The organism is Leucobacter shiyiweii (genome assembly GCF_052446065.1).
Classification (GTDB): domain Bacteria; phylum Actinomycetota; class Actinomycetes; order Actinomycetales; family Microbacteriaceae; genus Leucobacter.
The window spans coordinates 2,045,245-2,059,049 of the sequence record NZ_CM127080.1; the positions used below are offsets into that span (position 1 = coordinate 2,045,245).

General features: G+C 62.1%; 10 protein-coding genes. 5 read left to right on the forward strand and 5 right to left on the reverse strand.

The features are described from left to right. Nucleotides 1-6: 6 nt before the first annotated feature. From ACTNFJ_RS09520 to ACTNFJ_RS09530, 3 genes are all read left to right on the forward strand, one after another. Entirely contained in the window at nucleotides 7-1,653 is a 1,647-nt protein-coding gene (locus ACTNFJ_RS09520) for a DNA repair helicase XPB (RefSeq protein ID WP_435906070.1), read from the forward strand. Nucleotides 1,654-1,718: 65 nt separating this feature from the next. Continuing rightward, the gene (locus ACTNFJ_RS09525; RefSeq protein WP_435906071.1) at nucleotides 1,719-2,420 is read left to right on the forward strand and encodes a response regulator transcription factor; all 702 of its coding nucleotides are present in this window, start codon (nucleotides 1,719-1,721) and stop codon (nucleotides 2,418-2,420) included. Nucleotides 2,421-2,426: 6 nt separating this feature from the next. Further along, a complete protein-coding gene (locus tag ACTNFJ_RS09530) occupies nucleotides 2,427-4,031 on the forward strand; it encodes a sensor histidine kinase (RefSeq protein WP_435906072.1) in 1,605 nt (534 codons plus the stop codon). Nucleotides 4,032-4,189: 158 nt separating this feature from the next. Here the strand turns inward: ACTNFJ_RS09530 and groL are convergent, their stop codons facing one another. The 3 genes from groL to ACTNFJ_RS09545 form a co-directional block, all read right to left on the reverse strand. Then, nucleotides 4,190-5,809: a chaperonin GroEL gene (gene groL, locus ACTNFJ_RS09535; protein ID WP_435906073.1), complete on the reverse strand. Its 1,620-nt coding sequence runs from the start codon at nucleotides 5,807-5,809 to the stop codon at nucleotides 4,190-4,192. A gap of 167 nt (nucleotides 5,810-5,976) precedes the next feature. Then, a complete protein-coding gene (locus ACTNFJ_RS09540) occupies nucleotides 5,977-6,621 on the reverse strand; it encodes a LytR C-terminal domain-containing protein (protein ID WP_435906074.1) in 645 nt (214 codons plus the stop codon). Nucleotides 6,622-6,753: 132 nt separating this feature from the next. Further along, complete coding sequence (locus ACTNFJ_RS09545) at nucleotides 6,754-7,896, reverse strand: heme/hemin ABC transporter substrate-binding protein (RefSeq protein WP_435906075.1); 1,143 nt, start codon at nucleotides 7,894-7,896, stop codon at nucleotides 6,754-6,756. Between the two features lie 183 nt (nucleotides 7,897-8,079). On the opposite strand from ACTNFJ_RS09545, the gene ACTNFJ_RS09550 reads away from it, so the two are divergent. Next, a complete protein-coding gene (locus ACTNFJ_RS09550) occupies nucleotides 8,080-9,150 on the forward strand; it encodes a FecCD family ABC transporter permease (RefSeq protein WP_435906076.1) in 1,071 nt (356 codons plus the stop codon). Further along, nucleotides 9,150-9,968 (forward strand): heme ABC transporter ATP-binding protein, encoded by an 819-nt coding sequence (locus tag ACTNFJ_RS09555; protein ID WP_435906077.1) that lies wholly within the window; start codon nucleotides 9,150-9,152, stop codon nucleotides 9,966-9,968. The genes ACTNFJ_RS09550 and ACTNFJ_RS09555 overlap by 1 nt, the downstream gene beginning before the upstream one ends. Nucleotides 9,969-10,026: 58 nt before the next feature. Here ACTNFJ_RS09555 and ACTNFJ_RS09560 read toward each other — a convergent pair whose 3' ends face one another. Together ACTNFJ_RS09560 and ACTNFJ_RS09565 are read right to left on the reverse strand one after the other, a co-directional pair. Then, nucleotides 10,027-10,935, reverse strand: coding sequence for an HtaA domain-containing protein (locus ACTNFJ_RS09560; protein ID WP_435906078.1), 909 nt, complete (start codon nucleotides 10,933-10,935; stop codon nucleotides 10,027-10,029). Next, complete coding sequence (locus tag ACTNFJ_RS09565) at nucleotides 10,932-13,619, reverse strand: HtaA domain-containing protein (RefSeq protein ID WP_435906079.1); 2,688 nt, start codon at nucleotides 13,617-13,619, stop codon at nucleotides 10,932-10,934. Before ACTNFJ_RS09565 ends, ACTNFJ_RS09560 begins: the two co-directional genes overlap by 4 nt. Nucleotides 13,620-13,805: the final 186 nt, after the last annotated feature.

Here is a 13,805-nt window from a genome sequence, read left to right on the forward strand (position 1 = left end):
TTCGTTATGACTCTTGGCCCCCTGATCGTTCAGAGCGACCACACCGTTCTGCTCGAAGTGGCACATCCTGATGCTGAGGACGCACGGCACGAGCTTGCGGTATTCGCTGAACTTGAGCGTGCCCCCGAACACATCCATACGTACCGCGTAACGCGACTTGGCCTTTGGAATGCCCGGGCCGCTGGCCACACCGCCGAAGAGATCGTCGCGACCCTCGACCGCTACGCCAAGTTCCCTGTGCCCACCTCCGTATCGGGCGAGATCGCCGACACCATGCGCCGATATGGTCGCCTAACGATCGAGCGGCTTGACGCGGCAAATGCAAACAGTGAGCTCGTCTTGCGCAGCGACGAACCGGCAGTCCTGCGTGAGGTCGCGAGCGCCAAGAAGATTGCGCCGTTGCTCGGCAACCGCATTGATGAGCGCACCTTTCCTGTTGCCGCTTGGGCGCGCGGTCAGCTCAAGCAGGAGCTCGTGGCTCGTGGCTGGCCGGCCGAAGATCTCGCTGGCTACACCCCCGGCGAGCCACACAGCATCGATCTGGTGCAAGACGGCTGGCACCTGCGCGACTACCAGCAAAAGGCGGTAGACGCATTCACTATCGGCGGATCTGGCGTCGTGGTGCTGCCTTGTGGTGCAGGGAAAACGATCGTGGGCGCAGGAGCGATGGCGGCCGTGGGTGCGAAGACCCTCATTCTTGTCACTAACGCAGTGTCGGCGCGGCAGTGGCGCGACGAGTTGCTCCGCCGCACCAGCCTCACCGAGGAGGAGATCGGCGAGTACTCGGGCCAAGTGAAAGAGGTGCGGGCGGTCACCATTGCGACGTACCAGATCCTCACCGCTAAACGCCGGGGCGAGTATGCCCACCTCTCTCTCCTCAACGCCCACGACTGGGGCCTCATCGTCTACGACGAAGTGCACCTGCTGCCTGCACCCGTGTTTAAACTCACCGCAGAGCTCCAGGCCCGCCGCCGTATCGGACTCACTGCGACGCTGGTGCGCGAGGATGGGCGCGAAGGCGACGTCTTCAGTCTCATCGGCCCCAAGCGCTACGACGCTGCTTGGAAAGACATCGAGGCCCAGGGGTTTATCGCCCCGGCAGAGTGTTTCGAAGTGCGCGTTGAGCTGCCCGAGAGCGAACGCTTTGACTACTCCGTCGCTGAGGATCAGGATCGTTACCGCATTGCTTCGAGCGCCTCGGTGAAAGAGACGATCGCGCGGCGAATCGTTGAACGTCACGCAGGCGAAAGCGTTCTTGTGATCGGACAGTACATCGACCAGCTCGAGTCAATGGCAGAGTCGCTCGGGTGCCCGCTGATCACCGGACAAACACCGGTCGACGAGCGCGAGCGCTTGTTTAACGAATTCCGCGAGGGCCACGAGCGGCTGCTCGTCGTCTCGAAAGTGGCAAATTTCTCGGTGGATCTCCCCGACGCCTCCGTGGCAATTCAAATCTCGGGCTCATTCGGGTCGCGGCAAGAAGAGGCGCAGCGCCTAGGCCGTCTCCTCCGCCCGAAGCCGAACGGGGCATCCGCCTCGTTCTACACCTTGGTCACTCGCGACACCGTCGACCAGGATTTCGCTCAGAATCGGCAGCGCTTTTTAGCAGAGCAGGGATACGCCTACACGATCATGAACGCCGATGAGCTGTAGGCGATGCGATCCACTGCTGGAAAATTTTTCAGCGGAAGCATAGCGAACTGTCAGATACTGGAAGCATGAATACTCAGCCAAAGGGTCCCAGGATTCTGATCGTTGACGACGAGCCAAATATCCGCGAGCTTCTCAGCACGAGCTTGCGCTTCGCGGGTTTTGGGGTGCGTTCCGTGGGGAACGGCGCGCAGACCATCTCTGCGGTACTTGAGGAAGAACCCGACCTGATTATTCTCGACGTCATGCTTCCCGACATGAACGGGTTCAGCGTGACCAAGCGGTTGCGCTCGGCGGGGTACACGGCGCCGATTCTTTTCCTCACGGCGAAAGATGATGTGGAAGACAAGGTGCAGGGTCTCACCGTCGGCGGCGACGACTACGTCACTAAGCCCTTCAGCCTTGACGAGATCATCGCGCGCATCAAGGCCATTCTTCGCCGCACGATCCAAGAAGACGAGGATGCGGTACTCGAGACCGGGCCCATCGTGCTCGACCAAGACACCCACGAGGTGAACGTTGGCGGCACGCCGGTCGAGCTCAGCCCGACCGAGTTCAAGCTGCTGCGATACCTGATGCAGAACGCGAACCGGGTGCTCTCGAAGGCGCAGATTCTCGATCATGTGTGGGAATACGACTTCAACGGCGACGCCGGTATCGTCGAGTCATACATCTCCTACCTGCGTCGGAAGCTCGATCCGCTCACGGAGGAATCACTCATTCAGACCAAGCGCGGCTTCGGATACATGCTGAAGACCGACGCCAAGTAGGGCGTCGTGGGGCAGCAGGCGGAGCCCGGGCGATTCGCGAATTCCACTCCCCGTTCCGACTCGGTAGGAGCTGCGGGAACGCAGGGATTTACGGGCCCAATCGGCATCCACGACGACCCAGAATCCGATCGCACCCTCGCCCAGCGCTGGGCAGATGTCTCGCTCCGCACAAAGATCACCGGAGTGACGGTTTTCATCCTGTCGCTAGGCCTGATCGTTGCAGGCATCGGCACGCAGTCGTTCCTGCGACCGCAACTCATCAATGTGCTAGATGCCGAGTTGCGACAGATTCGCACAGACCCCACCGAAATTCTTGCACCCGGTGCTGACACGAGCTCGTTGACGAGCTACGACGTCAGGAACGCGAGCAACCGGTACTACGTTGCGGTGCTCGATGCGAGCGGACAGCTTCTGCACGACAACGAGCAGGGCGAAGACGCTCGCACCCTACCCGTTCTTCCCAGCCTCACACCCGAGTGGGCTCAGGCAACTGGTGACGGTGTGTTTACGTTGACAAGCGAGGATGGCCTCGAATGGCGTACAGTCGCAATCCCGATCATGTCGAGCGATGGGGTGCCGGGAGGTATCCTCGTTATCTCCTCGTCGACCTCAAACGCGAACCAGGTGATGGCACGATTCGCCGCAGTGTTCACCGGCTTTAGCTTGGCGGTATTGCTCCTCGGTGCAGCACTTACCCGAATTCTGGTTACCACGACGTTTGCGCCGCTTGCCGAGGTGGAGCGCACAGCACTCGAGATCTCCCGGGGTAACTTCTCCAAACGCATCATGGTGTCGAGTCCACACACCGAAGTCGGCCACTTGGGCCAGTCGCTGAACGTGATGCTCGACCACATCGACAACTCCTTTTCCGAACGCGCACGCACAATCGAGCAAATGCGACGGTTCATCGGCGATGCGGGCCATGAGCTGCGTACCCCGCTTGTCTCGGTGCGCGGGTACGCCGAGCTCTACCGAATGGGTGCCCTGCAAGACGAAGAGCACGTGGGGCAGGCCATGGAGCGGATCGAGAAGGAAGCCATTCGCATGACTTCGCTCGTTGAGGATCTGCTCGCTCTGGCGCGGCTCGACGAGCGACGCCCGCTGAAACTCGCACCGCTTCCACTCAATCAGCTCGCTGCCGACACCGCACTTGATACCCGGGCGCAGGCGCCCGATCGCGAGGTCACCGTGCTCAGAGATCCGAGTGAACCTGTCGTGACCGGCGACGAGTACAAGGTGCGTCAGGTGATGACCAACCTCATCGGAAACGCTCTGCGCTACAGCCCTGAGGGAAGCCCCTTGGAAATTTCGGTTCGCTCCGAGCCCGATCTGGGCCTCGGTGTCTTCGAGATCATCGACCACGGCGAAGGGATCCCGGAGCAGTTTCGCTCGAAGATCTTCGACCGTTTCTGGCGCGCCGATAACTCCCGTAACCGAGAGACTGGGGGCTCGGGGCTCGGGCTGTCGATCGTGCAGTCAATCGTCGCTGCGCACGGTGGCAGGGTGAGCGCACACGAGACGCCCGGTGGCGGGGCGACCTTCCGGGTCGCGCTGCCGCTCGATGGGGCCACACGGGCAGACGCCACGGGAACCCTCCGCGTGCCTGCCTAACCCAAGAGTAATGTAACGTGATGAGGGTCAGGACTCACACCTCATCGCATCCTCTGACGCGTTGCCGTGAATCAGAACCACCGGAGCCAAACACAGACCGGGGCCGCGCCTTTCGGCGCGACCCCGGTCTTTGTTACTCGAGTTGAGCTGGCTCAGACTTAGAAGTCCATGCCACCGCTCGGGTCGCCCATCGGGGCGGCCGCGGGCTCGGGCTTGTCAGCGACAACAACCTCGGTGGTGAGGAAGAGGCCAGCGATTGACGCTGCGTTCTGCAGAGCCGAGCGGGTGACCTTCGCCGGGTCGAGGATGCCCTGAGCGATCAGGTCACCGTACTCGCCGGTCGCGGCGTTCAGGCCGTGGCCGTTCGGGAGGCCCGCGACACGGTCCACGACAACGCCTGGCTCGTGACCCGCGTTGAGTGCGATCTGACGCAGCGGGGCCTCGATAGCGACCTGGACGATCCGCGCACCCACGGCCTCGTCACCCGTCAGGGTAAGCGCTGCGAAAGCGACCTTGCCAGCCTGGATGAGCGCGACACCGCCGCCGGGCAGAACGCCCTCTTCGACTGCAGCCTTCGCGTTACGCACAGCATCTTCGATGCGGTGCTTGCGCTCCTTGAGCTCGACCTCGGTAGCAGCGCCAGCCTTGATGACTGCCACGCCGCCGGCGAGCTTCGCGAGACGCTCCTGGAGCTTCTCACGATCGTAATCACTGTCGGTGCTCTCGATTTCGCGACGGATCTGGGTCACGCGACCCGCGATCTGCTCCTCGTCGCCGCCACCCTGAACGATGGTGGTCTCGTCCTTGGTGATGATGACCTTGCGTGCGGTGCCGAGCATGTCGAGGGTGGCGTTCTCGAGCTTGAGACCGACCTCCTCCGAGATGACGGTTGCGCCGGTGAGGATCGCGATGTCCTGGAGCATTGCCTTGCGGCGATCGCCAAAGCCAGGAGCCTTCACGGCAACCGACTTGAAGATGCCACGGATCTTGTTCAGCACAAGAGTCGCGAGGGCTTCACCCTCGACGTCCTCGGCGATGATCAGGAGCTGCTTGCCCGACTGGATCACCGGATCCACAACGGGGAGGAGATCCTTGATGCTCGAAACCTTGCTGTTGACGAGGAGGATGTAGGGATCCTCGAACACAGCTTCCTGGCGATCAGCGTCGGTGACGAAGTATGCCGACAGGTAGCCCTTGTCGAAGCGCATGCCCTCGGTCAGCTCAAGCTCGGTGCCAAAGGTGTTCGACTCCTCGACGGTGACGACGCCTTCCTTGCCGACCTTGTCGATGGCCTCGGCGATGAGCTTACCGATCTGCTCGTCGGCAGCCGAGATGGAAGCGGTGGCCGCAATCTCGTCGGTGGTCTCGATCTCCTTGGCGTTCGCGAGAAGCTGCTCGATAACGGCAGAAACAGCCTTCTCGATGCCCTTCTTAATCGCGATGGGGTCGCTGCCAGCGGCAACGTTACGCAGGCCCTCGCGCACAAGCGCCTGGGCGAGCACGGTGGCTGTGGTGGTGCCGTCGCCAGCGACGTCGTCAGTCTTCTTGGCGACCTCCTTGACGAGCTCAGCACCGATCTTCTCGAACGGATCGTCGAGCTCGATCTCCTTGGCGATCGAGACGCCGTCGTTGGTGATCGTGGGAGCGCCCCACTTCTTTTCGAGAACGACGTTGCGGCCGCGCGGGCCGAGCGTCACCTTGACGGCATCAGCGAGGATGTTGAGTCCACGCTCAAGTCCGCGTCGAGCTTCCTCGTCAAACGCAATGATCTTTGCCATGTGTTTGTCCCTCCAGGGAGTCTTTCGGTGGCGCGCCCAGATGGATGCGCCGAAGCATGAGTTCTTAGCACTCAGGTGAACCGACTGCTAAGTCAATCTTGGCACTCACGCACCGAGAGTGCAAGCGGGGATGCACGCTACGGGCGAACATTCGAGGCCTCGCGACTTCACTCCAACACGTCGTCGGAGGGTTCGGCCGATCCCTCAAGCCTGGCTGTGATTTCCGCAGCCTGATCGAAGCCTGGCCCGGCGTAATCCGCCCCCAGCAGCACGACTAGCCTCACGCCGTATTCCTCGTAGTTCGGGCTCTCATAGTAAGAAACTCCGCCAAGCTCGCGGGCGAGTCCGGCCGCCGCCGCCTCGTCTTCTGGAGCACCGTAGAACACCGCAGAAATCTGCACGTCTCGAGACGCTGCGTACTCGACGAACGCGATCTGCCCCCAGGCATTCTCCGTAATGACCGCTTCCAAACCCTCCTGCAGGTTCGGGGTCTCCGTACCGTTGAGAATGGCGACCGTAGCGTTAGGGTCAAGCGCTCCCTGCACCTGCTCCGGCGCAGCAACGGGCGCCTCCTGCTCACTCGTAAAGGTGCCGACGTTGCCACCAAATACCTGCAGCGCCAAGATCCCGAGCCCGCTCAGGACCACCACTCCTGCGACAACCGCCACAAGATAGAGCCAGAACCTGTGCGGTCGCGCGGCGATTCGATGAGCCCCGACGCGACGGCCCTTCGGCAGCCGATCAAAGCGATCCTCGGGAAGTGTTTGCCGCGCCTGACGTGGCCTATCGACGTCACCGTGATGCGGCGCCACTCGCCCTCCCCTGTCTCGCTCAACCCCAAACACCTATCCACAGTGGATCCGCAGACAGAACCACCCCAGACTACACTCGCGAGTCTGACAGCACCCCCCAAGCCTACGAGCGGCCCGCAGGGCAGGGATTCGCTAGGAAGTCGATGACTCAGGAAGCGAGTCGGGTGCGTAGATGGCGCGCGCCAGGCCGTCCAAGATGTCTGGGATGCGGGTACCACCAGCGAAGATCAGCGTGTCGTCAGCATCAATAATGCGACGATTCTTGCCGGCGTTCGTGAGGGCGATACTGGGCTGCGCTGCAATCAATCCGTCGACACCGCCGGCACTCTTGAGACCCTTTGTCATGACGACGATAATGTCGGGGTTGGCGGCAACAAGGGCTTCGTCGGTCATGGGCTTCTCCCCGACCCAACCGATCTCCTGTGCGACATCGACCACGCCGAGCCCATCGAGCAGGCTCGTGGCACTGCTGCCGTCACCGAAGAGGTAGTAAATTCCCGACTGGCCGCGGATATAGAGGAACGCGACACGCGGGTGGAGAGATGCATCTGCCGGGGCAAGCTCTGCAATCTCGGCCACCTTTTCGGTGATCGATTGGTCGAGCTCCGCAATGAGAGTCTCGGCTAGTGGAGCGACACCGAGCGCGGCTGCGACCTGGCGGGCAGTCTCATAGGTGGTCTCTGGGCTATTGGCTCGCTCGATCACGACGACGTCGATGCCCACGTCGCGCAGCTGCAACATTACGTCGGCTGACCCCACTGAATTGTCGGTAAGTACCAGGGTGGGTTGGAGGGCAACGATCCCCTCCGTATCAAGTGTGTGACCGGATCCTGTGACCACCGGAAGATCTTCGAGGCCGGGCAGGTTCGTTGACACATCGCGACCGATAAGCGTGTCACCCAGTCCGTAGGCATAGGTCAGTTCCGCGAGCGTGCCTGTCATAGAGATCGCCAGTACGCGGGAGGCATCCTCGACCACAATCTCGGTGTCGCCGATGTGGTCATGTGACGTCACTGTGGCAGGCATGACTTGCTCGGGATTCTCTGCCACCGGAAGCAGTGTGGGCTCGCCGATGAGCACGGTGCTCGGCCCTTCCCAGGCCGCGGGCTCTGCAATCGGAGTGAGTTCTGAGAGCGGCGGGAGGTCCACCGCCACCGACGCGACCTCGTTGGCTGAGATCGATCCCGTCTGGCACGCGGTGAGCCCGAGGCCCATCACCAGGGCCGCGGCGATGAGTGATGTGCGGGTGCGACGGGAGGTGCCCTGCGGTGTCATGTGAACCTCTTTCGGTCTCTTCCGAACCCGCGAGTGAGTTACTTGCGGCCTCACTGCGAACGACCAAGTCAGCTTAGCTAAGATACATATGATGAAGTTGAAAGCCCGGCTTCTCCGCAGCTTGGCAGGCCCGTTACTGATCGCTTGACCGAGATCCACCAGTTCAGAAAGATACTGTTTCGCATGACGCCCACGCGCTTTGCCGCTCCTGCCTCGCGTCACGCGGCGTCGACAGCGATCCTCTTTACTGCATTGTGGGTTGCGCTCGTTTTTGCGCTACTTGCATCGGCGGGCACCGGCCAACTCGCGATTCCTCCGAGCGAGGTGCTCGGGTCACTCCTGCGGCCCATTGGCATCGACTGGTTCCCCCTCCCCACACACCCCGCCGGTGATCAAACGCTCTGGGCCATCCGCTTTCCTCGCGTCGTGATGGCCGCACTGGTGGGTGCGGGGCTCGCCGTGGCAGGTCTGCTCATGCAGGCGATCTTCGGAAACCCGCTCGCTGAGCCTGGCGTCATCGGTGTCTCTTCGGGCGCTGCGGTGGGCGCAGGCCTGAGTATCGTTTTCGGGCTGACCTTCTTCGGGGAGTGGACAACCGCGGTGTTCGCCTTCATTGCGGGTCTTGGGGCGACGCTGCTCGTGTACTTCATGAGCCGAGCAGACGGCAAGACCGAGGTCGTGACACTCGTGCTTACCGGCATCGCTGTGAACGCGATTGCGGGCGCGGCCATCGCCCTCCTGACCTTCCTTGGCGACACCCAATCTCGCGAGCAGATCGTGTTCTGGCAACTGGGCAGCCTGGCCGGTAGCCGTTGGTCGCAGGTAGTCATCGTTGCGCCCGTGATCGCGCTCGGCCTTCTCATCTCATATTTGGTCGCCCGCAAACTCGATCTCCTTTCGCTCGGCGAGCGCAATGCACGTCACCTGGGTGTCAACGTCGAGGTTTTGCGGATCGGGGTGATCGTGTTGGTGTCACTCCTCGTAGGCGCTGCGGTCGCATTTGCGGGCATTATCGCGTTCGTCGGGCTCGTAATTCCCCACCTCATGCGCATGGTGCTCGGCCCCGCCCATCTCCCGCTGGTCACGGCGAGTGCGCTCGGCGGCGCCCTGCTCCTGACCCTCGCCGATCTGGGGGCACGCACCATTGTTCCGATGGCGGATCTGCCCATCGGAATGCTCACCTCGCTCGTCGGCGGGCCGTTCTTCTTCTGGCTGCTGAGGCGCACGCGGAAGCGCAGCGGAGGGTGGGGCTAGTGAACGCGAGGCAGTTCCTTCTTCCCGAGCGCACCGCGCCGGGTGCGGTCGTTTGCGCCGCGCACGGAGTCGAACTCATACGCGGATCGCGCAAGCTGCTCGACGGCGTATCGCTCGAACTGCGGGCTGGCGAGGTGTTGGCGCTTCTGGGTCCAAACGGTGCTGGCAAATCAACGTTGCTGAGCCTGATGTCTGGCGATGTGGCTCCTGACGGGGGTCGGGTTGAGTTTGCGGGACGCGACATCACCGAATGGTCGCTGAGTGATCTCGCTCGCCGCCGCAGCGTGCTTCTGCAAGACAACCAGGTGCTCTTCCCCTTCACCGTGCACCAAGTCGTGGAAATGGGCCGCGCACCCTGGCGCCGTACACCGCTCGAAGACGACGACAACTCAGCAATCTCAGAGTCCATTGCTGCAGCCGATATCGGCCATCTCGGCAATCGCCGCGTGCCGTCGCTCTCCGGCGGTGAGCGCGCCCGCGTGTCGTTTGCTCGGGTGATGGCCGGGCGCACGGGTGTGCTCATGCTCGATGAACCAACAGCGGCACTCGACCTCGGCCATCAGGAGGCGGTCCTGTCGCTCGCACGCGCTCGCGCCGCAGCTGGCGACGCGGTGCTGGTGGTATTGCACGATCTGAACCTTGCGGCGGCATACGCAGACCGCATCGCACTGTTGCGCGGTGGGCGCATTGTCGCCTGTGACGCACCCGAGCGTGTGCTCACCGCCGGGATCATCTCTGACGTCTACGAGACCCCGGTCGAGATTATTCCGCACCCGCTCACAGGCAAGGGAATCGTTCTTCCGCTGCGTGGGGCCTGATCCTAGGCCAGGGTCGCTCGCGAGTGGAGCTTGCTCGTGAGCGGACTGTGACCCTGGTCTAGAGCTCGGTCGAGGATGCTGGGCCTTCGGCTTCTGGCTTCTTACGTCCCGCGATCAGCATGCCTGCGGCTACGCCGATGACGATCAAAGCGACCCCACCGATAACGATGGGAACCCACGGAACCGCTGACTCCGCTTCCGGTGCCGCGGAAATGGGGGCCGCCGTGGCCTCTTCAGCAGAGCCTGAAGGCTGATCCACCGCGACAACCTCGCCGAGCTCGCACCCGGCGACCGTCGCCTGCAGGTAGAGCGGATCCATCTCCTCGCCTGCCACGTACGTGCCTCGGTCTGTGTCTCCGTTGAATGCGGCGGCGCCCTCGGCGGTAAGGCGAACGCTGGCACCCACGATACTCAGGTCTTGGCCGCTTGCCGAAACCGTCGTCGAGAGGTCCAGCTTCGCGGCGCGAACCTGGGTTCCGGCTTCACCCACAGGCGCTTCGCTCACCTCGAGCAGGAGGTACCCTGTGTCGGCCCCCTCGAACTCGACTGCAGGGTTGGCGATGTTCAGCTCCAGCTCACCATCGTGCCCGGTGAAGTGCACCCCGCCGACAAAGGCGATGGCGCCACTCTCGAGGGTATTTGCGATCTCTCCTGTTCCACCAACCCACTGAAAGAGGTCGGTGCCTGCTTCGACCGCGCCGGTCTCAGTCAGCGAGGGGGCAACGTATGCAGCTTCACCGTAGGTTTCCCACGAACCACCGGCAATCGCTCCGGTTATGTACTGACGGAAGCTCTGCTTCACACCCCAGCTCACACTCGCGCTCTCGACCTGACACGCGGTCGCGACCTCAGTCTCGCTCTCGGTGAATGCTGGGGCTGCGCTCGCACTCGTGGGAACGAGCAACGCCGCGCCGATCACTGCGGCGGTGCCGACGATGGCTGAAAATCCGTGTCTCATGATCCTCATTGGGAAGCTCCTTCTGCGCGGCGACGCTGCGCTACAACCAGCGCGGCTAGGCCACCTGCCACAACGAGCAGCGCGAGCGCGCCCACCCAGACTACCCATCCGGCGTCATCGCTGTCAGCGAGACCGGCGGCCCGAACCTCAGCGATCTGAGTTTCCTCGACCTCACCGTTGCTGAGCGCCACCTTCTTTACCTGCTCTGCAGCAGCGATCGAGATCACCTGTCCGACATTGATGCTGCCCTGCAGGGTGATAGTGTGCTCCCCCGTCAGGTCATCGGGCAGGGTGCCGATCCACCGCACCACGCCGTTCGCATCTGCGCCGGCGTTTGTGTCGAGTACCGTGGGCTCCGAATACATGACCACGAGGATCCCTCGCTCGTTGGGCTGGAAACCGGAGGCTTCGAACTCGATCTCGCCGCCAGCGACAAGCTCGTTCGCCGGGGTGATCACCCGCACGCCCGTAGTGGCGGGTGGTGCCGTTGCCGCGGTGCGCTGAATATTCGCTGGAGCGGTGACACGGGTTGAACCGAAGCTCGCACTGCTTGCGGCACCAGCGGTGAAGGTCAGTGGATCCGCCGCGAGATCATAACTGCCGTAGCCAAAGCCGCCGCTGACGGGGACTCCACTCCAAGTGACCTCACCATTCGCGCCGACGCTCTTAGACGCAGCAGCGAGGTTCAGGCTGCCGAATGGCTGGCCTGCGACGGAGAGTGTCGCGCTGGATGTGCTCGTCACAGTGATCACCGGATTGCTCACGGTGCGACTGAGTGCGCCGTTATGGCCCGTGAAGGTGACCACGCCCGAGAACGCGATGGATCCCGTCTGCGTCTGCGAGTTCCACGAGCTTCCGCTCGCCTGTGGGAAGACGTACCCTCCACGGCCGCCGCCGACACCGCTCGTGGTGATGGTCCCCTTCGCCACGTTACCCGTGACGTAGTCAGCGAAACTCGTCGAGATGCCCCACGTAAGCGACCCGGCGCTCTGCGAGGTTGCCGAGGGCGCAGGTGCCGGAGCGGGCTGTGGAATCGGAGTTGGTTTGATGGGTGTTGCGCCAGGATTTTCCACTCCGCCAGGAGTCTCTCCCTCAGTAGGGCTCTCTGCTGCCCCAAAGCTAAAGCTCACGGGAGCGATCGCCTGGCCCGCGTACTCAGCCCAGCTCACTGGTTGCGAGATCGAGCCAAACACGCCCTGGACTGCAGTCCAGCGCAGGCTGCCATCTTCTTCTAGGATCGAGTTCGGGCTCGTCAGTGTCGCTAGCGCAATTCGAGAAGCCGATGCAGTACCCGACGTTTCGCTCTTCGAGGTTTCTGCGCTCAGCGTCGCCCCGTTGGCGCTGAATGTGACCCACGGATCTTGCATGAGGATGTTGAACCCGTGCGATTCACTTATATAGCGCACCGCACCTTGGTAGCGGATCGTGCCAAGTCCTGTCTCGGGATCGTAATCTCCGCCCTCAACCTGGACATATCCGATCTGTCCATCTGCCCCGAGCGTAGCCCCGTTCGAGACGGTCGTGGTCGCGCGAGCACCGAACTTGAGGTAGCTGTTCCAAGAGTCTTTCAGCGCCCACGTCAGACCACCGGTTGACGGATTTTCTTCATCCTCTTCTTCAACGACCTCGGCTGGGCGTTCACCTTGGTAGTTGAGTCGAACCTCAAGCTCCTGAGCAGGATCATTTGCCCCACCACCGGCAACGTATGTGAAAACTCCGTACGAGCCACCCGTAGGCGCAGCAACATTCGATGGAATATCTGCCAACTCGATCGCGAATTCAAACGTGCCATCAGTGTTCATCACCACACGCTGCGCACTCACCGCAGAGAGATACCGCGAATTGATGTTCGCGTAGGACGCATCAGACAACGCCCACCTCTGGACCGCGACGCGGCGATCAGCGGAAGAAGTGCCCGCAACCGAAGGACGCCAGGTTTCAGCGAAGTTGCCAAAAACGATGTAGTTGCCCGCAGGGTCACCTACCGTGATCGGAGCTCGTGTCGACAGGTTCGATTCAACATCAAACCCAGACCCCTTCACTACGATCTCATCACCAGCGAAGAGTTCAGACTCCCCCGCCGGAGTCACCCCGTCAGCAAGGAAAACCTCAACCGCTGGAACTCCAGGTACGTCGACAGGAGGCAAAGGGTCTCCTTCTCCTTCCGAACCCACTTCTTCTTCAAGCGGCCCACCGGGGAGGGTCTCCGGGTCAGCAGGATCGGATACGGGAGGGAGCGCCGGCGGAAAAACGAGATCCCAGCTCTCGGGGCTCACAGCAATGTCGGCACGTGCCACTATCGATTCAGTCGTGATTGCACCGTGCGCGTACCAAACCAAGGCTTGATAGGTTTTCGAACGGTCGAGACCAGTTTTGGCGGCCACATATGTGCCCGAACCCGCGCCGTCAGCAATGAGAGCGGCATCAACAAATGCACCGCGCCCGACTGCTGCGGTGGTGCCCGTCTCAACCAAAGCCACATACACTCCCGCGCGATCTTCGGGAATGGTGACGTTCGTAAAGTCGATTTTGACTTCGAGCCCGGCCTCCGAGGCTGCGACTACGGCTGGGGTAACCACTGGAGTGGCTTCGACAGCTGAAGCCGCTGGCGCGACAAGCAGCGCGCCACTCACGATGAGTGATGCGGAAAGCAACGCAGCGAAACCGCCGCGGATTTTCTTCCCTAGTGACATGCGGAAACGCTCCTTGTTCGAACCCATGAAAATGACCGCAGACCGAAGAAAAGGGACCCATGGGGCCCCTCATCGGACTTTACTGAGGCAACCCTAACCTCGTCGCCAGAACTTAGTCTGACGAATATCGTCTGATGTTGCAAGTCGAGGGGGAACATTCGTCAAATTACCTCGCTGAGTCGATCC

Excerpts from the sequence above, each read along its gene's own strand:
- ACTNFJ_RS09545 (WP_435906075.1), bottom strand. The coding sequence starts at position 7,896 with ATGACACCGCAGGGCACCTCCCGTCGCACCCGCACATCACTCATCGCC.
- ACTNFJ_RS09560 (WP_435906078.1), bottom strand. The coding sequence starts at position 10,935 with ATGAGGATCATGAGACACGGATTTTCAGCCATCGTCGGCACCGCCGCA.
- groL (WP_435906073.1), bottom strand. The coding sequence starts at position 5,809 with ATGGCAAAGATCATTGCGTTTGACGAGGAAGCTCGACGCGGACTTGAG.
- ACTNFJ_RS09565 (WP_435906079.1), bottom strand. The coding sequence starts at position 13,619 with ATGTCACTAGGGAAGAAAATCCGCGGCGGTTTCGCTGCGTTGCTTTCC.
- ACTNFJ_RS09520 (WP_435906070.1), top strand. The coding sequence starts at position 7 with ATGACTCTTGGCCCCCTGATCGTTCAGAGCGACCACACCGTTCTGCTC.
- ACTNFJ_RS09550 (WP_435906076.1), top strand. The coding sequence starts at position 8,080 with ATGACGCCCACGCGCTTTGCCGCTCCTGCCTCGCGTCACGCGGCGTCG.
- ACTNFJ_RS09525 (WP_435906071.1), top strand. The coding sequence starts at position 1,719 with ATGAATACTCAGCCAAAGGGTCCCAGGATTCTGATCGTTGACGACGAG.